Annotated in this window: 17 protein-coding genes; 7 read left to right on the forward strand and 10 right to left on the reverse strand. The window is 73.7% G+C overall.

The annotated features are described in order from the left end of the window. Positions 1-51 precede the first annotated feature (51 nt). From ASG94_RS05715 to ASG94_RS05735, 5 genes are all read right to left on the reverse strand, one after another. The gene (locus ASG94_RS05715) at positions 52-636 is read right to left on the reverse strand and encodes a flavin reductase family protein (RefSeq protein ID WP_082623955.1); all 585 of its coding nucleotides are present in this window, start codon (positions 634-636) and stop codon (positions 52-54) included. Then, the gene (locus ASG94_RS05720) at positions 633-1,151 is read right to left on the reverse strand and encodes an NADPH-dependent FMN reductase (protein WP_056925380.1); all 519 of its coding nucleotides are present in this window, start codon (positions 1,149-1,151) and stop codon (positions 633-635) included. The genes ASG94_RS05715 and ASG94_RS05720 overlap by 4 nt, the downstream gene beginning before the upstream one ends. Beyond that, positions 1,148-2,290, reverse strand: coding sequence for an LLM class flavin-dependent oxidoreductase (locus tag ASG94_RS05725; protein ID WP_056925381.1), 1,143 nt, complete (start codon positions 2,288-2,290; stop codon positions 1,148-1,150). The genes ASG94_RS05720 and ASG94_RS05725 overlap by 4 nt, the downstream gene beginning before the upstream one ends. A gap of 55 nt (positions 2,291-2,345) precedes the next feature. Continuing rightward, positions 2,346-3,578: an SfnB family sulfur acquisition oxidoreductase gene (locus ASG94_RS05730; RefSeq protein ID WP_056925382.1), complete on the reverse strand. Its 1,233-nt coding sequence runs from the start codon at positions 3,576-3,578 to the stop codon at positions 2,346-2,348. Between the two features lie 160 nt (positions 3,579-3,738). Further along, positions 3,739-5,091: an acyl-CoA dehydrogenase family protein gene (locus tag ASG94_RS05735; protein ID WP_082623956.1), complete on the reverse strand. Its 1,353-nt coding sequence runs from the start codon at positions 5,089-5,091 to the stop codon at positions 3,739-3,741. A gap of 226 nt (positions 5,092-5,317) precedes the next feature. Here ASG94_RS05735 and ASG94_RS05740 point away from each other — a divergent pair, with 226 nt between their 5' ends. Then, positions 5,318-6,349, forward strand: a complete 1,032-nt coding sequence (locus ASG94_RS05740; protein ID WP_082623957.1) for a LysR family transcriptional regulator — start codon at positions 5,318-5,320, stop codon at positions 6,347-6,349. Positions 6,350-6,536: 187 nt separating this feature from the next. Then, entirely contained in the window at positions 6,537-7,811 is a 1,275-nt protein-coding gene (locus tag ASG94_RS21265) for an NYN domain-containing protein (protein ID WP_082623958.1), read from the forward strand. A gap of 135 nt (positions 7,812-7,946) precedes the next feature. On the opposite strand, the gene hemE is transcribed toward ASG94_RS21265, so the two are convergent. After that, complete coding sequence (hemE, locus tag ASG94_RS05750; RefSeq protein WP_056925383.1) at positions 7,947-8,984, reverse strand: uroporphyrinogen decarboxylase; 1,038 nt, start codon at positions 8,982-8,984, stop codon at positions 7,947-7,949. A 63-nt stretch (positions 8,985-9,047) separates the two neighbouring features. On the opposite strand from hemE, the gene ASG94_RS05755 reads away from it, so the two are divergent. Both ASG94_RS05755 and ASG94_RS05760 read left to right on the forward strand, forming a co-directional pair. After that, complete coding sequence (locus tag ASG94_RS05755) at positions 9,048-9,665, forward strand: DUF3000 domain-containing protein (protein ID WP_056925384.1); 618 nt, start codon at positions 9,048-9,050, stop codon at positions 9,663-9,665. Between the two features lie 2 nt (positions 9,666-9,667). Continuing rightward, positions 9,668-11,065: an HRDC domain-containing protein gene (locus tag ASG94_RS05760; protein WP_056925385.1), complete on the forward strand. Its 1,398-nt coding sequence runs from the start codon at positions 9,668-9,670 to the stop codon at positions 11,063-11,065. A 113-nt stretch (positions 11,066-11,178) separates the two neighbouring features. On the opposite strand, the gene ASG94_RS05765 is transcribed toward ASG94_RS05760, so the two are convergent. The 4 genes from ASG94_RS05765 to hrpA form a co-directional block, all read right to left on the reverse strand. After that, positions 11,179-12,549 carry an extracellular solute-binding protein gene (locus ASG94_RS05765; protein WP_082623959.1) on the reverse strand — a complete coding sequence of 457 codons (1,371 nt, stop codon included), beginning with the start codon at positions 12,547-12,549 and terminating at the stop codon, positions 11,179-11,181. A gap of 118 nt (positions 12,550-12,667) precedes the next feature. Then, a complete protein-coding gene (locus ASG94_RS05770; RefSeq protein ID WP_082623960.1) occupies positions 12,668-13,117 on the reverse strand; it encodes a type II toxin-antitoxin system PemK/MazF family toxin in 450 nt (149 codons plus the stop codon). Between the two features lie 136 nt (positions 13,118-13,253). Continuing rightward, positions 13,254-13,853, reverse strand: coding sequence for a hypothetical protein (locus ASG94_RS05775; protein WP_056925387.1), 600 nt, complete (start codon positions 13,851-13,853; stop codon positions 13,254-13,256). Between the two features lie 17 nt (positions 13,854-13,870). Next, the gene (gene hrpA, locus ASG94_RS05780) at positions 13,871-17,704 is read right to left on the reverse strand and encodes an ATP-dependent RNA helicase HrpA (protein ID WP_056925388.1); all 3,834 of its coding nucleotides are present in this window, start codon (positions 17,702-17,704) and stop codon (positions 13,871-13,873) included. Positions 17,705-17,872: 168 nt separating this feature from the next. Here hrpA and ASG94_RS22135 point away from each other — a divergent pair, with 168 nt between their 5' ends. From ASG94_RS22135 to ASG94_RS05795, 3 genes are all read left to right on the forward strand, one after another. Beyond that, a complete protein-coding gene (locus ASG94_RS22135; RefSeq protein ID WP_056925389.1) occupies positions 17,873-18,418 on the forward strand; it encodes a hypothetical protein in 546 nt (181 codons plus the stop codon). Positions 18,419-18,493: 75 nt separating this feature from the next. Then, positions 18,494-19,234: a response regulator transcription factor gene (locus ASG94_RS05790; protein WP_156411435.1), complete on the forward strand. Its 741-nt coding sequence runs from the start codon at positions 18,494-18,496 to the stop codon at positions 19,232-19,234. Beyond that, positions 19,231-20,649: a sensor histidine kinase gene (locus tag ASG94_RS05795; RefSeq protein WP_235537142.1), complete on the forward strand. Its 1,419-nt coding sequence runs from the start codon at positions 19,231-19,233 to the stop codon at positions 20,647-20,649. The genes ASG94_RS05790 and ASG94_RS05795 overlap by 4 nt, the downstream gene beginning before the upstream one ends. The last annotated feature ends 183 nt before the right edge of the window (positions 20,650-20,832 follow it).

A 20,832-nucleotide genomic window follows, 5' to 3' on the forward strand; every position in this document is an offset into this window, starting at 1 on the left:
TGCCCGAAGCGTGGGCGGCTCCGGTCATCGGTGGACCGGAACCGCCCACGCTCAGGCGGCGTCTCCCTCGGTGTCCGCCGCGGGTGCGCGCGAGACCTCCGCGCCGTTGATGCGGCCGTCGAGCCTGGCGGGGTCGAGGTCGTCGCGGTGGAGCTTGGCGAAGCCGGAGCGGTGGAACACCAGCGGGTGCTCGCCGTCGCCGGTGCCCACGGCGTGCAGGGCCAGCAGCACGATGAGGTGGTCACCGGCCTCGATCTCCTCGTGGACGGTGACGTCGAAGGTGGCCACGGCCTCGTCGAGCAGCACCGCGCCGTCCTCGGTGACCGCGAACGGCAGTCCGTCGAAGCGCTGCTCGCGGGGGCCGGCGAGCTGGCGGCAGATGTCGTCGTGGTGGTCGGCGAGCACGCTGATGCCGAGGTGGCTCGCCTCGCGCAGCAGCGGCCACGTCGAGCTGGTCGTGGCGATGGAGAAGGACACCAGGGGCGGGTCGATGCTCACCGAGGTGAACGACGACGCCGCGATGCCGGTCAGCTGGCCCCTCACGGAGGCGGCCACCGCGACCACGCCGGACGGGAAGGCCCCGAAGGCGTCGCGCAGGGTGCGCTGGTCGAGCGGGGAGAGGGTCTGGGCGTTCATGCGGACACCACCTGGAGGTCGGTCGTGCTCGGTCGGGCCAGCAGCGGGCCCGCGGTCTCGAACCACGCGTCGTACGGCGCGGGGTCGGCGTGCTGGGAGTCGAGGACGTACAGCCCGCGGGTGGGCACCGAGGCGCCCAGCTCGACGAGCAGCGGGCGCAGCCCGTGCTCGGGGGCCAGCGCGTGGACGGGCGCGGCCCCCAGCATCAGCGGTACGGCGACCACCCCGGCCAGCCCCTCGTGCGGGAAACGGTCGAGGAAGGCCTTGAGCAGGCCGGTGTAGGTCGCCTTGTACGTCGGGCTGGCGACGACGAGCAGGTCGGCGGCCGCCACCTGCTCGACGAGGTCCGTGACCCGGGTCGAGGACCAGTCGAAGAGCTCGCCGGCCACGTCCGCCAGGTCGACCACCAGGTCGGCGCCGCCCAGCCGCTCGGCCAGGGTGAGGGCCGCTGCATGGGTGCGCGAGAGCGGCTTGGGGTTGCCGACGACGACGGCGACGCGTGGGGTGCTGCTCACGAGGCGGCCCTCTGGCCGCCGAAGGGCACCGAGGAGGTGGCCACGACGGGGGCCGGGTTGGTCCACAGGCCGCGCCTCTCCAGCAGGGGCAGCACGCCCTCGCCGAAGTGGTACGCGCCCTCGAGGTGCGGGTAGGCCGAGAGCACGAACTCCTCGATGCCGAGCGCGGCGTACTCCTCGACGCGGTCCGCGACCTCCTCGTGGCTGCCGACCAGCGCCGTCCCGGCACCGCCGCGGATGAGGCCGACCCCGGCCCAGAGGTTCGGGTAGACCTCCAGCGAGTCCTTGGAGCCGTTGTTGAGGGCGAGCATGTTCTGCTGGCCGACCGACTCGGACTTCTTCAGGCCCTCCTGGACCCGCCGGATCTCCGCGTCGTCGATGCCCTCGAGCAGGCGGTCGGCCTCGGCCCACGCCTCCTCGGAGGTGTCGCGGTTGATGGTGTGCATCCGGATGCCGAAGCGGATCTCGCGGCCCTGCTTCTCGGCGAGCTCGCGGATCCAGGCGATCTTCTTCGCCACGGCCGCCGGCGGCTCGCCCCAGGTGAGGTAGACGTCGGCGTGCTTGGCCGCCACGTCCCCGGCGGCCGGCGAGGACCCGCCGAAGTAGATCTCGGGGATCGGGTCGGGCAGCTGCTGGAGCTGCGCCTCCTCGACCCGCAGGTGCTTCCCGGTGTAGGTGACCTGCTCGCCCTTCCAGAGCCTGGTCACGATCTCGAGGAACTCGTCGCAGCGCTGGTAGCGCTCGTCCTTGTCGAGGAAGTCGCCGTAGGCCCGCTGCTCGTGGGACTCACCGCCGGTGACGACGTTGAGCAGGAGCCGGCCGCCGGAGAGGTTCTGGAAGGTCGCGGCCATCTGCGCCGCCAGCGTCGGCGACGTCATCCCGGGGCGGAACGCGACCAGGAACTTCAGCCGCTCCGAGAGCGGGGCCAGCATCGCGGTGGACAGCCAGGCGTCCTCGCACCAGGCACCCGTCGGCGTGAGCGCCGCCTCGAAGCCGAGCTGCTCCGCGCTCCGCGCGATCTGTCCGAGGTAGGGCACGCTGGCCGGGCGACCGCCTGCGCCGTGGGAGACGCCGTGGCCGCCGCTGACGACGTGGCGACCGTCGCCGCCGTTGGTGGGCAGGAACCAGTGGAACTTCATGGGGGGTCCTCTCGTGGAGATCGGTGGACGAGGTGCTGGCGGTGGCCCGCAGCCCTCACAGCTGGCCGTGGTTCGGCGGCAGGGTGCCGTCGACGACGTACCGGCCGAGGTGCTGGACCTTCCAGGCGGCCGGGTCGTGCAGGGTGTGGGTGCGCGCGTTGCGCCAGTGCCGGTTGAGGTTGAGCCGGTCGAGGGCCGACCGGGTGCCGCAGACCTCGAAGAGCCGACTGGCGACGTCGACCGAGACCTGGGTCGAGGACGCCCGGGACGCGGCGACCGCGAGGCTGGCGGCCCCGGCGCTCTCCTCGTCGAGGTCGGCGTCGGCCGCCTCGACGGCCCGTCCCGCCTCGCGCAGCAGCGCCTCCGCCGCGCGCACGCCGAGCTCCATCTGGCCGAGCGCCTGCACGACGAGCGGGTCGTCGGCGGCCCGCTCGACGCCGGCGTCCGGGTAGGGCCGGCTCGTGGTCCGGACGAAGAGCGCGGCGTCGTCCACGGCCGCGCGGGCGATGCCGACGTCGAGCGCCGAGTGCAGTAGCTGCGCGAACGCGCCGTAGGTCTGCGGACCCTCGAAGGTCAGGTGGAACGGGGTGATCCGCGAGGCGTCGACCTCGACGTCGACGAGCTCGACGGTGCCGCTGGCCGTGGTGCGCTGGCCCATCCCGGCCCAGTCGTCGGTGACCGTGACGCCCTCGGCGTCCCGCTCGACCCACGCCACGTGCAGCGGCCCGTGGCCCGGGTCCGAGAGCGTGTCGAGGTGGGCCAGCACCGGGATCCAGTGCGCGAAGAGCGCTCCCGTGGCGTAGCCCTTGGTGCCGTCGAGGCGCCACCGCCCGCCCCCGGCGGGGGTCAGCGTGGTGCGGATGTCGCGGACGTGCCGGGTGCCGATCTCGGACTGGGCGTTGCCGAGGCGCTTGCCGGCCAGCACCTCGCCGAAGAAGAACTCCTGCTGCTCCGGGGTCCCCTGGTGGCGCATCGCGTTGACGTAGACGAAGTGGCTGTGCGGGACCTGCGCGACGCTCGGGTCCCCGCTGGCGAGGATCCGGAAGACCTCGGCGAGCGTGCCCGCGGGCAGGTCGGCGCCGCCGTACGCCGCGGGGACGGTGACGGCGAGCAGGCCGGAGGCCGAGAGCCGCTCCACCTCCCGCTCCGGCAGGATCCGGTGCAGGTCGCGCTCGGCCGACGTCGCGGCGAGCCCGGTCGCGAGCTCGCGGGCCACGGCGACCGCCTCGTCGGCCGACAGCACGGGCACGGTCCCCGGCTCGGGGACCACGTGGACGGCGGCGCTCATGGGATCTCCTGGATTGGTGGTCTATGTCTATTGAAACTATGGACAATTGATCGGGCAGATGCAAGGCAGCGCCGTCCCCCGCGCGCCAGATGTTGACGAGGGGGTGACAGGCGGGACCTGTCACCCCCTCGTGGAGCCGGTGCGTGACCGGTCGGTCGGGTCAGCCGGTGGTCGGCCAGTCCTGGGAGCGCCGGGTGCCTCCCACGACCCAGGCGTACGGCGGCGGCGTGCCGTTGACGACGTGGGCGCCGACCACGCGGGACTTCAGGATCCGCGGGTTGTGCGAGGCCACCGTCCGGGCGTTGCGCCAGTGCCGGTCGAGCCCCTCGGCGCGCGAGGTCGCCGAGGCGCCGAGCGCGTCGAAGAGGTCGCTGGTCACCCCCAGCACGAGGTCGGTCACGACCACCTGCGCGGCCGACGACTCCACCTCGCTCACCTCGACGGCCTCGCGGACCAGGTCGGGGTGCGCGTTCGCGAGGTTCGCGACCGCCTGGAGGCTGGCCGCGACCCGGATGGTGGCGGCCTCGGCGGCATACACGGCCGACGCGATGTCGCCGATCCTGGCCAGCACCTGTGCGTCGTCGCGCGCCCGGGGGGCGTTGGCGTGCGAGTAGTTGCGGGTCCGGGCCCGGACCCGGTCGACGACGTCGTCCAGCGCGGCCCGCCCGATGCCGGCCAGGGTGGCGAGCAGGTTCAGCTGGTAGAGGCCGGTCTGGTACGGGAACCGCTCGGCGAAGGGCAGCACCCGCGCCTCCGGCACGCGCACGTTGTCGAAGGTCGTCGTGCCGCTGCCCGTGCCCTTCTGGCCGAAGCCGTCCCAGTCGTCGACGATGCTCACGCCGGGCGCCCTGGTGTCCACGATCGCGATGACGACGTCGTCGTCGGCCTCGTCGGGACGATCGGGATTGACCACGCGGGCGTGGACGTCGGCCCACTCGGCGAAGATGCTGCCGGTCGTGTAGTACTTCGTGCCGTCGAGGCGGAAGTCCCCGCCCTCCCGGCGACGCACCGTGGTCCGTTGCGTGTCGATGGACGTGGAGCCGACCTCGGCCCAGGCGTTGCCGGCGATCTCGCCGACCACGAAGCGGTCGAACCACGTCTGCTGGTCCGAGCCGCGTGCGTGGTGCCAGAGGCGGTCCTCGGCGAACGCGAAGTGGCCGCGGAAGGCCTGGGGCAGGTTGGCGTCGACCGCAGCCAGCTCGATCCACAGCTGGGTGAGCTCGACCAGGGTCGCTCCGCGCCCGCCGAGTGCCGTGGGCACCCGGACGGCGCCGAGCCCGGCGCGCTTGAGGCGGCGCACGGCGCCCACGGGCAGCTCGCCGTCGAGCTCACGCTGGAGGACCCCGGCCCGGATCTCCTCCAGCACGGGTGCCCACTCGGCGCGCAGGCGTCGCAGCAGCGGGGTGTCGTGGGCGGGCCTGCCCACCACGTTGCGGGCCTCGGCCGGGGCCTGCGACGCCGCCTGCTGCGGGGGCTGCCGTGGGGTCTGCGGCGGGGTCTCGAGTGTGGTCATCGGGCGCTCCTCAGGTGTGCCGGGCGGGCTCGGGGGGTCGCCCCGAGCCGGTCGTGCGACCGACCTCGGCGCGCCGGTGGGCGCTCGGGCCGGGATCCCCGTCTTCGGGTATCTGTAGTGGTTTACTAGACTTTAGGCACACGAGCCCCGGCTGGACCAGCACGACACGGCAGGTTCTTCCGAGCACGGTGCAAGGCCGCACCCACCACCGAGCAGGAGCACACGCATGCGCATCGAACAGCTGGAGTACGTCGCGGCCGTCACGACCCACGGGTCCCTGCGGCGGGCCAGCGAGGCGCTGCACATCTCCCAGCCGGCGCTCAGCGAGGCGGTGACCAAGCTGGAGCGGGAGCTCGGTCTCACCCTCCTCGACCGCCGCCGCTCCGGCTCGCGCATCAGCCGCGAGGGCCTCGACCTGCTCCAGCACATGACCGAGGTCCTCGAGTCGGTCGACCGGCTCCGCCAGGCCGCGGGCGACCAGGCCGTCCGCGCCCGCGAGCTGCGGATCGGCACCGTCAACACCGCCAGCTCGACGCTGCTGGCCCCCGCCCTGCGGGACCTGCGCGAGCGCCACGGCCACGGCGGGGTCGAGGTCGTCAACGCCCAGCAGGCCGAGATCCACCAGGGCCTGGCCGAGGGCACGCTCGACCTGGGACTCGTCAACGTGCTGCCCGGCGACGACGTGCCCAGCACCCTGGTCGCGGGCGAGCTGGTCCACGGCCAACCGGTCGCCTGCCTGCGCACCGACCACCCGCTGGCGGCGCTCGAGGAGCTGAGCGTCGACCACCTGCGCGCCGAGCCCTTCGTGGGGATGCGACCGGGCTACGTGATGCACCGCTTCGCGCACCGGCTCTTCGACGGCCGACCGCCCGCGACGACGTACTCGACCGACGGGGCCGAGATGGGCAAGGCCATGGTCGCGGAGGGGCTGGGCATCACGGTGCTGCCGGACTTCTCCATCTCCGCCGACCCGCTGGTGGGTGCCGGCGTGATCACCACGCGCCCGATCCGCGGGGACACCACCACCGTCTCGCTGCTCATGCTGCGACGCAGGGTCGAGCACGTGCCGGCACCGTTGCGGGACCTGCAGGTCGCCCTGCTGCGGCACGCCGGCGGCTACCGCGGGGCCGCGACCGGGGCCGGGAGCGGGGTGGCGACAGGCGACGCCGAGTCCACCCTCGGCAGAACCGCGCACGACGAGGCTCGATCCGTGCCGGACTCCGCGCTTGTGTCTAGTAACTTGGTCGATATGGTCTAGTTGTCACGACAGGCCACCCGAGCCGGGCCGTCGGCGTGTGAACCGTCGGCGGCCCTCCGCGCGGGGACGTCGGCACGCGACCCGTCGACGTCCACGCGCGGGCACCACGGGCGCGGGCCGGGAGGCGACCACCCGGCCCGCGCCTTCCGGCGTACGCGCGGACACGGATCGTCAGTAGGGTGCCGGGGTGGACCACGACCCCAGCAGCAGTGTCCGGATCGCCGTGCTCATCGACGCCGACAACACCTCACCCAAGTACGCGGAGGCGTTGCTCGAGGAGCTCGCCAAGTACGGCACCCCCACCATCAAGCGCGCGTACGGCGACTTCTCGTCGCAGCGCCTCAGCGGCTGGACCCGCGAGCTCAACGCCCGCGCCATCCGCGCCATCCACCAGAACGCCTTCACCGTCGGCAAGAACTCCACCGACTCGGCGCTCATCATCGACGCGATGGACCTGCTGTACGCCGGCAACGTCGAGGCCTTCGCGCTGGTGAGCAGCGACTCGGACTTCACCGGCCTCGCCCTGCGGCTGCGGGAGTCCGGCAAGGTCGTCTACGGCCTCGGGCGCCAGCGCACCCCGCAGTCCCTGCAGAACGCCTGCGACCGGTTCATCGCCCTCGAGGTCCTGGGCGAGGAGCCCGCGGAGCCGGCCGGGACCTCCGGGCGCAGCGCCGGACCGGACGCGCCCGACGGCGCCGACGGCCTGACCGAGGACGACGCGCCGCAGCTCAACCTCGAGAGCGCGCTCACCCGGGCCGTCAACGCGACGGCCGACGACGAGGGCTGGACCAGCGTCTCCTCGATCGGCAACCACCTGAGCCGCACCCAGGCCAGCTTCGACCCCCGCAACTTCGGTCACGCCAAGCTCTCCTCGCTGGTCGGCGCCCAGCCCTACCTCGAGTCGCGCCCCGAGGGTCGTCAGATCCTGGTGCGGCTCAAGGGCACGCCGGCCAAGACGGGTGACAAGGGGGCGGACAAGGCAACCGACAAGGCAACCGACAAGGCGGCGGGTGACAAGGCGCCCGCCGCGAAGACCGCGCCCGCCAGGGCCGAGCCGGCGACGTCCGAGCCGGCGACGACCGAGACCACCTCCGGGGCCGGCAAGGGCTCGTCCGGCAGGGGCACGAGGGCGGCGACCAAGAAGGCACCGACCAAGGCGGCGGCCAGCAAGACAGCGGCGGCCAAGTCGGCGGCGAAGTCGGACGCGACGAAGGCTCCGGCGACGAAGGCTCCGGCGGCTGAGGCTCCGGAGGCCAAGGCTCCCGTGGTCAGGGCGACGAAGACCACCCGGACCCGGACCCCGCGCGTCACCAAGGCTGCCGAGGCACCGGCACCCGAGGCTGCGACGCCGCAGGCCGAGGCGACCCCGCCGAGCGTGGCCGGGAGCGCGACCACCAGGCCGACCGTGACCCGGACGCAGCGGCGTACGGCGACCAGGAAGGCGCCCGCGTCGGAGTCCTGAGCCCGGGCCGGCCCGCCAGGGCCGTAGCTGGGCCCGAACGCCCACCAGCTCGTCCCCAACTACCCCGCGATCGAGCGCGAGCAGCCCCGCGCAGCCCCCGCGATCGGGCGCCGAGCGGTCCCGCCCGGCCCGCGATCAGCGGGGGTAGGACTGCACGAACTCCGTCAGCCGCTTGAGCTGGTCGGGGTCGGTGCTCGGGATGACGCCGTGGCCGAGGTTGAAGATGTGACCCTTCGCGGCCCGCCCGGCCTCGATGATCTCGCCCGCGCGGGCCGTCATCACGTCGGTCGGCGCGAAGACCAGGGTCGGGTCGAGGTTGCCCTGGACGACCTTGTCCCCCACCAGCGGGATGGCGTTCTCGAGCGGGGTGCGCCAGTCGACGCCCACGACGTCGGCGCCGGCCTGGCCCATCAGGCCGAGCAGGTTGGTGGTGCCGACCCCGAAGTGGATGCGCGGCACGCCGAGCTCGCCGGCCGCGGCCAGCACGCGTGCGGAGTGCGGCATCACGTGTGTGCGGTAGTCCGCGGGGGTGAGCGCCCCGGCCCAGGAGTCGAAGAGCTGTACGGCGCTCGCGCCGGCCTCGACCTGGATCCGGAGGTAGGTGGCCGCGATGCCGGCGATCTTGGTCATCAACGCGTCCCAGACCTCGGGGGCGCCGAACATCATCGCCTTGGTCTTCGCGTGCTCCTTGGAGGGACCGCCCTCGACGAGGTACGACGCCACGGTGAACGGGGCGCCGGCGAAGCCGATGAGCGGCGTGCCGCCGAGCTCGCCCACCAGCCCCTGCACCGCCTGGGTGATGAAGGGGACGTGGTCGGCGGTGAGGTCGTCGATCGCCTCCACGTCGGCCAGGGTGCGCACCGGCTGCGCGACGACGGGCCCGACGCCGGGCTTGATGTCGAGGTCGACCCCGACGGCCTTGAGGGGCAGCACGATGTCGGAGAAGAAGATGGCCGCGTCCACGCCGTACCGCCGCACGGGCTGGAGGGTGATCTCGACGACCATGTCGGGGTCCATGCAGGCGTCGAGCATCGCCGTGCCCTCGCGCAGCGCGAGGTACTCCGGCAGCGAGCGACCGGCCTGTCGCATGAACCAGACGGGCGTGTGACCGGGCTCCTCCCCGCGCGCGGCTCGGAGGAACGGGCTGTCGGCGAGGCTGGTCACGGGCCGAATCCTCGCAGGTCAGGCGGCGTGGCGACACATCGCCTCGGGCCGGTCCTGACCTACTGTGGCCTCATGGTGGCCCGTCAGGAGTCGCACCCGGCAACGGGTGCCGCCGGTCCCGCGGAGTTCCGCGCGGCCGCAGAGCAGATGCGTGCCGCTGCGCTCCGGCCCGAGGTCTTCTGCGAGGAGATGCCGGCACCGCAGCGCATCGCCCCGTGGTCGACCGCGCTGTCGGCCGACGTGACCGTCGACGAGGTGGACCTCGGCACCGGCCGGATCATCCTGCTCCACGACCCGGCCGGCAACGACGCCTGGGACGGCACCTTCCGCTGCGTCGCCTACGCCCGCGCGGAGATCGACCCCGAGCTGGTCAGCGACCCGATGCTCGCCGCCGTGGGGTGGACGTGGCTGACCGAGGCGCTGGACGCGCACTCCGCGGAGTACGCCGCCGCCTCCGGCACCGTGACCAGCGTCGCCACCGAGAGCTTCGGCGGGATGGCCGACGAGGACGGCACCGCCCAGCTCGAGGTGCGCGCGTCCTGGACCCCCGCCACCGACGAGCACGGCGTCCCCGACATGAAGGCGCACGTGGAGGCCTGGGCCGAGCTGCTGTGCACCGCCGTCGGCCTGCCGCCGGTCCCCGAGGGAGTCACCGCCATCCCGAGCCGACGCGGGCAGCGCGGCTCCTGACGATGACCCGACGCAGGTCCAGCTCAGCGCCCGACCCGGCGGGCGACTCGGCGACCGACTCGTCCACCACCGATCCGCCGGTCGACGGGCAGCGGGTCGACGGACAGCAGGTCGACGGGCAGCTCGACGACGCCCCCGAGGTCCCGCTGCTGCGGTTGCGCGACGGCCTGCCGAGCATCACCGACACCGAGGCCGGCCTCGCCGAGGCGTGCGAGGCACTCGCGGCCGCGACCGGGCCGGTGGCCATCGACGCCGAGCGGGCCTCGGGCTACCGCTACTCCGCCCGGGCCTACCTCATCCAGCTGCGTCGCGAGGGCGCCGGCACGTGGCTCGTCGACCCGATCGCCTTCGAGTCCCTGGCCCCCCTCCAGGAGGCGCTGGCCGGCACCGAGTGGATCCTGCACGCAGCGACCCAGGACCTCCCCTGCCTGCGCGAGGTCGGCCTCGAGCCGACCTCCCTGTTCGACACCGAGCTGGCCGGTCGGCTGCTCGGCTACCCGCGCGTCGGGCTGGCCACCCTGGTCGAGACCCTGCTGGGCGAGCGGATGCGCAAGGAGCACTCGGCCGCCGACTGGTCGACCCGACCGCTGCCCGAGGCCTGGCTGGAGTACGCCGCCCTCGACGTGGAGGTGCTGGTCGAGCTGCGGGACCTGATGGCCGCCGAGCTCGAGGAGACCGGCAAGGCGACCTGGGCACGCCAGGAGTTCGACCACCTGCTCGACTTCGAGCCCACCGTCCGCCAGGAGGCGTGGCGCCGGGTCTCCGGGGTCCACAAGCTGCGCGGGCGCCGCTCCGTCGGAGCCGCGCGGGCGCTGTGGGAGGCCCGCGACGAGATCGCCGCACGTCGCGACGTGACGCCCGGCCGGGTCATCCCGGACGGCGCCATCGTGGCCGCGGCGGCCGCCCTGCCCACCGACCGCGCCGCGCTCCTCGGCACGCGGGGCTTCCACGGCCGGGGCGCCGATCGCTACGCCAGCACCTGGGTGCGCACCATCCAGGCCGTGCTCGAGATGCCCGAGGACGACCTCCCCACCCGCGCCCCCCGCCAGGAAGGACCCCCGCACCCGCGGCTGTGGGCCGACCGCGACCCGGTGGCGGACCGCCGCTTCAAGGCGGCCCGCGCGGCGATGCTGACGCTCGCCCAGGACCTGGGACTGCCGGTGGAGAACCTCCTCACGCCCGACTACGTACGCCGCACGATGTGGGCGCCGCCCGCGACCCGGGAGCCCGCCGACCTCGCCGACGCACTGCGCCAGCAGCTGCGCGACCTCGGCGCCCGGCCCTGGCAGGTCGAGCTGGTCACCGGGGCGCTCACCGGAGCGGTGCTCCTCGGAGACGTCGAGCCGCCCGAGGCGAGCGAGGACGAGCTCCTCGACGACGGGGCCGACGAGGACGCCTGACGTCGACGTCGACGTCGACGTCGAGACCGACCAGCCCGGCTGAGCCGCGCCGGTCAAAGTTCCCCGTCGAAGCGGGGACTTTGACCGGGGTGACCGGCGCGCCGAGGCGGGCGTCACTCCGAGGGCGACTCGCTGGGCTCCTCGGGGCTGAGCACGGCCTTGGAGGACTCGTCGATCTCCTCGGTGGCCTGCTCGAGGTCGAGCACGCCGGGGTCGGTGACGAGGTCGTCGATCTGCGGCCCCACGGCGTCGAGGAGCTCGGGGCCGTTGTCGAGCAGCGGCGGCACCACCATGCCGCGGATGGCGGAGTTGAAGACCTTGGAGGTCAGCGGCTGGCGCCCGGGACCGAGGAAGACCTCGGAGCCGGCGACCTCAGTGTTGGCCGGGACGATGTAGCCGGTGCGGGTGACGGTCTCGATGGCCGAGTCGGACACGGCGTACGCCAGGAAGTCGGCGGCCTCGTTGACGTGCTCGGTGTCGGCGGAGATGCACAGGCCGTCGATGTCGCCGACGGTCGCGGACTCCTCCAGGGTCGGCATCGCGATGGTGTCGAAGGACAGCTCGGCGCGCTGGCGCAGGTCGGGGACGAGGTCGCGGAAGCCGGCGATCATCGCCAGCTTGCCCTGCCGGAAGCGCTGGAGCGCCGAGCTCTCCTCGAGCTCGCTCGGGCTCGGCGTCAGCGCCGAGTCGCGCAGGATCGCCAACGTGCGGTCGAGGGCGTCGACCGTGGCCTCGTCCGAGAGCGCCAACGAGGTGGGCTCGTCGTCGTCGTCGAAGATCTTCCCGCCACCGGAGTAGATGAACGGCGCCAGGCCCTGGAGCGTCGGCTCGATCCACACTCCGTCGGCCTTGCCGCGGCGGGTCGCGAACTGGGCGGCGGCGGCGAACTCGGCCAGGTTCCACCGGGTGCGGGCACCCAGGGTGTCCTCCCCCGGCACGTCGAGGCCGCGACGCTCCATCTTGTCGAAGTCGATGAGCTCGTCGTTGTAGTAGATGACCATCGGGGAGACCGAGTAGGCCATGCACTGCAGGTCGCCGTCCACGCCGAAGGCGTCGACCGCGTCGCGCGAGTAGCGGTCCCCGAAGTCGACGCCGCGCTCGTCGAGCAGCAGGCTCACCGGCTGGGTGGCCTCGGCCTCGGTGAGGTGGGCCAGGTCGCGCCGCGAGGCCATGAACACGTCCGGGGCGTCACCGGCCAGCACCGCCTCGAGGGCGGCCTCGTGGTCCGGCCAGGTGACCAGCTCGACCTTGCGGGTGGTGGAGCCGACGTTGAACGCGTCGACGACGCGCTGGAAGGCCTCCAGCTCGTCGGCGCTGCCGTAGGCGCCGAAGGTGAGCCGGGTGACCTCGTTGGGCGTCGCGGTGGGCGTGTCCGTGGTCGCACTGGACGGCGGCGGCTCGGTGGAACCGCCGTCGTCGCTGCACGCGGCCAACCCCGCGCACAGGGTCATCGCGGTCGCTGCCGCCGCCAACCGCCGAAGCATCCCTGGTGTCCTCCCTCGTCCCGGCCCGCGCCGGAACTCATCGTCACGAGCGGTCGCAACCCTAGTGGGCGGCTGGGCACCGGTCCCGCGCCGATCGGCGGCCCCGGCCCGACGTTCCCTACCGGTACGCCTGCGCCGCGGCGAGCACCGTGGCGAAGATCTCCGGATCGAGGGCCGCACCCTCCCGTCGTACGGCGTCGCGCGCCAGCGGGATGCGCCGGTCCAGCCGGACCTCGCTGGGACGCCCTTGGGAGTCCCAGCCGCCGCTGCCGACGTCCATCCAGTAGCGACCCCAGCGCGCCTCGTCGGCGGCGTCGCGGTCGTGGTCCTGGCTGCTCAGCATCAGCCCGGTCCAGCCGCCGTCGGCCTCCTCCAGCACCAGCACCGGTCGGTCCTTGCCCTGGCTCGGGTCGTCCTCGTAGGGCACCCACGCCCAGACGACCTCGCCGGGGTCCGGCTCGCCGTCCGCCTGCGGGGCGTACGTCGGTCCCGGGGCCGTCGAGCGCGGGGCCGTCGACCGCGAGGCCGGCGTGAGGAGGCGGGCGAGACGGTCGCGCAGCGAGGACATCTCCCGAGGATAGGGGGAGGTTCTCGTGGAGTGCGCCGGACCGGGAGCGCCTCACGGCGCATGGCCGCTCGTAGCGGCTTATTTTGGGACCCGGGGCTGCCACAGCCCGACGCACTCCGGGGTCGAGTGTAGGTCGTCAGTCCAGCGCGTGGCGCATTTCGAGGTGTCCTGCCGACTCGAGCTGCTCGGACAGGGTGAGCATCCTCACGGTCTCGTCGTGGTTGCTCCCCCGGGCCCCCGCGCGACCCGTGGCGACGACCCGGGCGAAGGCCGCGGCGCGCAGCAGGGTGATCGCGAAGTCCCCGCCGGCGATGCCCCGCAGCGTCTCGTCGACCATCGCCTTGAGCTCCTCGGGGCCGGGCGGGTCGGCGACCCCGGCGACCACCCGGGCGACCTGTGCGCGGGCGCGACCGGCGTCGTACTCGCGGGAGACGGCCAGCGGGGAGGCGTGCACCCAGGCGCGCAGGACGTAGAGGCGCCACAGGCTGCCGGCCAGCGTGTCGGGCGGCGCCCCGGCCCAGACCTGGGCCAGGGTCTCCAGGCCCTCGGTCTCGGCGAGGTGGAGCACCCGCTCCACGACGGCCGGGTCGTCGGTGTCGCGGGCGCCGCGGACGAGCAGGGTGGCGGCACGGTCGCCGGCCTCGCGGAGCAGGGCCGGGTCGGACCCGCCCCCGAGGTCCTCGAAGAAGGCCGCACCCGGGGTGGTCGGCTTGTGGTGGCGGGGCTGGTCGGACACGGACGCCAGCCTAGGCGTCAGGCCAGCGCCTTGCGGATCCGCTGGTCGCTCACCGCGTGCCGGGTGCCCAGGTGCTGGGCCCACAGCGAGACGCGGTACTCCTCGAGCATCCAGCGCACGGCACGGTGTGCGGCGCTCGGCGGTCGTCCGTCGGGCAGCGCCTCGACCTGGTGCAGCCACGCGTCCTGGAGGTCGGCGATCTGGTCCATCAGCTGGCGGTCGCGGGCCACCTGCGCGTCGAGGCGCTCGCGGCGGTACTGCACGGCGGCGAGGTAGCGCGGGATCTCCCGCAGCTGCGCGGCCCCGGCCTCCCCGACGAAGCCCGGGGTGATGAGCCGCCCGACCTGGGCGCGCATGTCGGTGAGGGCGGGCAGGGTGGCGAGCTCGGCGCGCCCGGACAGCGCCCGGTCGGCCGCCCGCCAGGCGTCGAGCACCCGGATGACGTCGTGCACACCGGCGAGCAACGCCGCGTCGTGGTCGCGGCGCACCTGCACCAGCAGCGCGTCGTACGCCGCCTCGTCGCGCACGGGCGGTCGGGCGTCGACGACGTCGCCGACGACGGCGGCGCGCACGTCCTCGAACAGCGCGGCGATGGAGGGGTACGGCGAGCCGACGAGCGCCAGCTTGGCCCGCTGGTCGAGGCCGAGCCGCTCCACCGACGGCGCCGGCCCAAGGGCGAGCAGGAGGAGGCGTCGTACGCCGAGCCGGTGCCGGGAGGCGGCCTCCTCGGCGGAGGCGAAGACCTGGAGACCGACGGGGGCGCCCTCGTCGACGAGCGCGGGGTGGCCGCGGACCTCGTGGCCGGCGCGGCGCTGCACGAACGACTCCTCGATCGTCCCGAAGGTCCACGAGGTCTGCCCGGTCGCGCTGACGCCGGAGTCGGCGGCCACGTCGGCGATGGCCCGGGCCAGCGACGGGCGCAGCGGCTCCTTGAGCGACTCGAGGTCCTTGCCGCGGGCCGCCTCGGAGCCGTCGTCGCCGACGACCCGGAAGGTCGGCTGGAGGTGGGCGGGCACCCGGGTCCAGTCCCAGGCCTCTCGGGGCACGACCACGCCGGTGGTGGAGCGGAGGTAGCGCTCGAGGGCGTCGAGGATCGGCTCCTCCCCCGGCGGCGTCGCGGCCAGGAACTCGCGGGCCGTGTTGGGGGCGGGGACGAAGCTGACGCGCAGGTTCTTGGGCAGGCTGCGGATGAGCTCGGTGACCAGCTCCTCGCGCAGGCCCGGCACCAGCCACGAGAAGTCGCCGGCGTCGACGCGGTTGAGGGTGCTGACCGGCACCTCGATGGTGAGTCCGTCGTCGACCGAGCCCGGCTCGAAGTGGTAGCTGATCGGGAAGGTCAGCTCCTCCTCGTCGCTGTCCTGCCAGCTGGTCGGGAAGTCCGCCTGCCGGATCTCCTCCGCGCTCGCGTGGGTGAGCATCTCGGGGTCGAAGGTCAGCAGGTCGGGACGCTTCTGCCGCTCGCGCTTCCACCACTGGTCGAAGTGGGCGCCGCTGACGACGTCGGGTCCGACGCGGTCGTCGTAGAAGTCGAAGAGGGTGTGCTCGTCGACCACGATGTCGCGGCGCCGGGCCCGGTGCTCGAGCTCCTCGGCCTCCTCGAGCAGCCGCGCGTTGTCGGTGGCGAACCGGTGCCGGGTGCGCCACTCGCCGTAGACGAGGGCGTGGCGGATGAAGAGCTCGCGGGCCAGGGCGGGGTCGACCTTGCCGTAGGTGACGAGGCGGTCGGCGACGAGCGGGACGCCGTACAGGGTGACCTTCTCGTGGGCCATGACGGCGGCCCGCTTGGCCGACCAGTGCGGCTCGGAGTAGCTGCGCTTGACGAGGTGGGCGCCGAGACTCTCGGCCCACTCGGGCTTGATGGCGGCGTTCTGGCGCGCCCACAGCCGCGAGGTCTCGACCAGCTCACCGGCCATCAGGAACTGCGGGTTGCGGCCCTTGAGGACGCTGCCGGGGAAGACTGCGAACCGGGCGCCGCGGGCCCCGACGTACTCACGCATCGGTCGCCGCTCGCCGGGGCGCGCCTTGCGCTGTGCTGAGCCCGTCGAAGTGTCGCGTTCTTCGAGGGCGCCGACGTGGCTGAGCAGGCCGGACAGCAGCGCCTGGTGGATGCCGTCGGAGTCCGGGGTGTCGGCCGGCTGCCCGACGTCGACCTTCATCTCCTTGCACACCTGGCGCAGCTGGGACTCGAAGTCCTGCCACTCCCGGATGCGCAGGTAGTTGAGGTGCTCGCGCTTGCACATGCGGCGGAAGGCGCTGCTGGACAGCTCGCGCTGCTGCTGCTTGACGTGGCGCCACAGGTTGAGCCAGGTGAGGAAGTCGGACGTCTCGTCCTTGAAGCGGGCGTGCTGCTGGTCGGCCTGCGCCTGCTGCTCGGCGGGACGCTCGCGCGGGTCCTGGAGGCTGAGCGCGGCGGCGATGACCACCACCTCGCGCACGCAGCCGAGACGCTCGGCCTCGAGGATCATCCGGCCCAGGCGTGGGTCGATCGGCAGCCGGGCCAGCCTCCGCCCGAGCTGGGTGAGGCGCGGCCCGTCCTGGGGGCGCCCGCCGCGTCGCCGCTGGTCGGCCGACGGTCGTACGTCGAGGGGTGTCGGGCCCTGCGGCTGCATCGCGCCGAGCTCCTCGAGCAGGTCGACGCCGGCCCGCACGTTGCGCTTGTCGGGCGGCTCGACGAACGGGAACCGGGCGATGTCGCCCAGGCCCAGGGAGGTCATCTGGAGGATGACGCTGGCCAGGTTGGTGCGCAGGATCTCCGGGTCGGTGAACTCGGGGCGGCCCTCGAAGTCCTCCTCGCTGTAGAGCCGGATCGCGATGCCCTCCGCGACCCGGCCGCAGCGGCCCGAGCGCTGGTTGGCGCTGGCCTGGCTGATCGGCTCGATGGGCAGCCGCTGCACCTTGGTGCGCAGCGAGTAGCGGGAGATGCGCGCGACGCCGGTGTCCACGACGTACCGGATGCCGGGGACGGTCAGCGACGTCTCGGCGACGTTGGTGGCCAGCACGACGCGGCGGATCGTCGAGGGGTGCGAGCTGAAGACCCGGTGCTGCTCGGCGGCGGAGAGCCGGGAGTAGAGCGGCACGACCTCGAGGCGGTCGGACTGCAGGGCCGCGAGCGCGTCGGCGGTGTCGCGGATCTCGCGCTCGCCGGGCAGGAAGACGAGCACGTCGCCCGGACCCTCCTGCGAGAGCTCGCGGACCGCGTCGAGGATCGCCTCGGTCTGGTCGCGCTGGACGGGCTCGCCCTCCTCGTCGGACTCGGGCAGCTCGAGCAGCGGGCGGTAGCGGACCTCGACGGGGTAGGTGCGCCCCGACACCTCGACGACCGGGGCCCTGAAGTGCTCGGCGAAGCGGTCCACGTCGATGGTGGCGCTCGTGATGATGACCTTGAGGTCGGGCCGCTTGGGGAGCAGCCGACGCAGGTAGCCGAGCAGGAAGTCGATGTTGAGGGACCGCTCGTGGGCCTCGTCGATGATGATCGTGTCGTACTTGCGCAGCTGGCGGTCGCGCTGGAGCTCGGCGAGCAGGATGCCGTCGGTCATCAGCTTGACGCGGCTCGAGCGCGACGTGCGGTCGGTGAAGCGCACCTGGTAGCCGACCAGGTCCCCCAGCTCGGTCCCGAGCTCGTCGGCGATCCGCTCGGCGACGCTGCGCGCCGCGATCCGGCGGGGCTGGGTGTGGCCGATCAGCCGCCCGTCGGCCCCGCGTCCCAGCTCGAGGCAGATCTTGGGCAGCTGGGTCGTCTTCCCCGAGCCGGTCTCGCCGGCGACGATGACCACCTGGTGGTCGCGGATGGCCGCGGCGATGTCCTCGCGGCGTGCGGAGACCGGGAGCTCGGCGGGATAGGAGATCTGCACAACCCGGCCATTCTTCCGCACGGCCGCAACCCGATTGTGTGTGGGATCGGTGTCACCGGGTGGCACCGATCCCACACACAGTCGTGTCGACCTGTCGTGGCCCGTCTCTGAGCCGGGTCATCGCTCGCGCACAGGTGGCGCACAGGTGCGGGGCGCAGTGTCGTGCGCATGGACGACAAGACCCCGCCCCCCTCCGACGAGACCGCCCCGATCGCGGGGCATCGCCCGTCCGGGTCCACCCCGGACCCGGCGCCCGAGCCCGCACCGGCACCGCCCCCGGCCGGCACCGAGGCACCCGCTCCGGCGCCGGCGCCGGCGGACCCGCCGCCCGCTGCGGCGTACGACGTCCCGCCCGCCTCCGACCCGGGCTCCGGGCGGTCGTGGCGCGACCGCCTCCGACGCGGTACGGCGGGTGGTGGCAGCCGCACGTTCGGCCTCGGCGCCCTGGTGGCCGGCACGCTCGCCGGGCTCATCATCGGCGGCGCGGCCGGCGGCGCGATCGGCGCCGCGGTCTCGGGCGACGACCACGACCGCGGCGACCGGTTCGGGCACATGGAGCGCGGCTTCCCCGGTGGTCCGGGCGACGACGACCGTGGCTCGTTCGGCCAGCTGCCGCCGGGCGCGGTGCCCGTCCCGCCCGGCACCGCCCCCCAGACCACCCCGCCCTCCGACGAGGACGACGACGGCCAGCCGGACGACTCCAGCAGCTCCTGAGCGGTCGGCGAGTCCCCACTCCGGGCACAGGAGGTGCACAGCAGGCTCACAGGAACGGGCGGCACGATGGTCGACATGGAGTTCACCAGGCCCGACGGCGCCCCCGTGCGCGTGCTCGTCGTCGACGACGAGGTCAACATCGCCGAGCTGCTGGCCATGGCGCTGCGCTACGAGGGCTGGGAGGTCCGGATGGCGCACACCGGCCGCACGGCCGTGAGCGAGGCGGCCGACCTGCGCCCGGACGCGGTGGTGCTCGACATCATGCTGCCGGACTTCGACGGCCTCGAGGTGCTGCGCCGGCTGCGCGCGACCCAGCCCGACGTACCCGTCCTGTTCCTCACCGCTCGCGACGCCGTCGAGGACCGGGTCGCCGGGCTCACGGCAGGAGGCGACGACTACGTCACCAAGCCGTTCTCCCTGGAGGAGGTGGTCGCCCGGCTGCGCGCGCTGATGCGCCGCTCCGGTGCCCAGCAGGCGGCGAGCTCCCACGTGCTGTCTGTGGGTGACCTGACCCTCGACGAGGACAGCCACGAGGTGAGCCGCGGCGGCACCGAGATCAGCCTGACGGCCACCGAGTTCGAGCTGTTGCGCTTCTTCATGCGCAACCCGCGACGGGTGCTCAGCAAGGCGCAGATCCTCGACCGGGTCTGGCAGTACGACTTCGGCGGCCAGGCCAACGTCGTCGAGCTCTACGTGTCCTACCTCCGCAAGAAGATCGACGCCGGGCGCGAGCCGATGATCCACACGATGCGCGGCGCCGGCTACGTCCTCAAGCCGGCCGTGCAGGAGTCGGTCTCCCAGGAATCGGCACCGTGAGGACGCTGACCCAGCGGCTGGTGGTGACGGCGGTCGCCCTGGTCGCGCTGGTCTCGGTGCTCATCGCGCTCGCCACCACGCTGGCGATGCGCTCCTACCTCGACCACCAGCTGGACGACGACGTGCGCGCGTCCCTCGGGCGGGCGTACGGCGCGCCTCCCCCGCGCTTCGACGACGACCAGGACGACTCACGCGGACGTGGCGACGACGGGCCGGGCCGGCTCGGGCAGGCCGTCGGGACCGTCAGCGCCACCATCGACGGCACCGCCGGGAGCGGGATCCTGCTCACCCAGGGCGGCGACGACGGCTACAGCGCCGCCGTCGCGCTCGACCGGGACGTCATCGCCGCGCTCGCCGCGGTCCCGGTGGACGGCGCGCCCCACGACGTGGAGCTGCCGGGGCTCGGCTCCTACCGCGTGATCGCCGAGGACCGCGGCGTGACCGCCGTGGCGGGCCTCCCGGCCAGCGACGTGCACGACCTCCTCGAGTCACTGGTGCGCTGGGAGGCGCTGCTCACCCTCCTGGGGATCGGGGCCGCGGCGATCGGCGGGACGATCGTCGTACGACGCCAGCTCGCGCCGCTGCGCGAGGTCGCCGCCACCGCCCACCGGGTCGCCGAGAAGCCGCTGTCCGAGGGCGAGATCGACCTGTCCGACCGGGTCCCGGAGCGGCTCACCGACGAGCGCAACGAGGTCGGCCAGGTGGGGGCCGCGCTCAACTCCCTGCTGGACCACGTCGAGGCGAGCCTCGCGGTCCGGCACCGCAGCGAGCAGCAGGTGCGCCAGTTCGTCGCCGACGCCAGCCACGAGCTGCGGACCCCGCTCGCCACGATCGCCGGCTACACCGAGCTGGCCCGGCACCGGCCGGACGCGCAGGCCACGGCGCTGGCCAAGGTGGAGGGCGAGGCCGCCCGGATGACCGGGCTGGTCGAGGACCTGCTCCTGCTCGCCCGCCTCGACGCCGGCCGCCCGCTGGTGCGCGAGCCGGTCGACCTGTCGCTGCTGCTGATGGAGGCGGTCAACGACGCCCGGGTCGTCGCGCCCGACCACACCTGGCGCCTGTCCCTGCCGGACGAGCCGGTCGAGGTGGTCGGCGACGAGCAGCGCCTGCACCAGGTGGTGACCAACCTGCTGACCAACGCCCGCAAGTACACCCCCGCGGGCACCACCGTCACCGTCACCGCCCGCCCCGACGGCTTCGACGTGCACGACGACGGGCCGGGCTTCGCGCCCGGGATCGTCGAGCACGCCTTCGAGCGCTTCGTCCGCGGCGACGCGGCCCGGCACCGCGAGGGGGGCGCCGGCCTGGGGCTCGCGCTCGTCCGGGCGATCACCGGCGCGCACGGCGGGACGGTGGCCCTCGACTCGCGCCCCGGCAGCACGACGGTGGCGGTCACCCTGCCCCCGCGCTCCTGAGGCGGGCCGCCGCCACTCCGCGGCCGCGGTCCAGGGTGGCGGCACATCGCGCGGGCCCGTCCAGGGTGGCGGCACATCGCATGGGGATCGCCCCTGATCGTGCAGTCCGCCGCCACTGTGCGGTCCGCGGTGCGATCCGCCGCCACGCTGCCGGCGAGGACCTGTCACCCGACGCCAGCCTAC

It is taken from the genome of Nocardioides sp. Soil805, from assembly GCF_001429625.1.
GTDB lineage: Bacteria > Actinomycetota > Actinomycetes > Propionibacteriales > Nocardioidaceae > Nocardioides.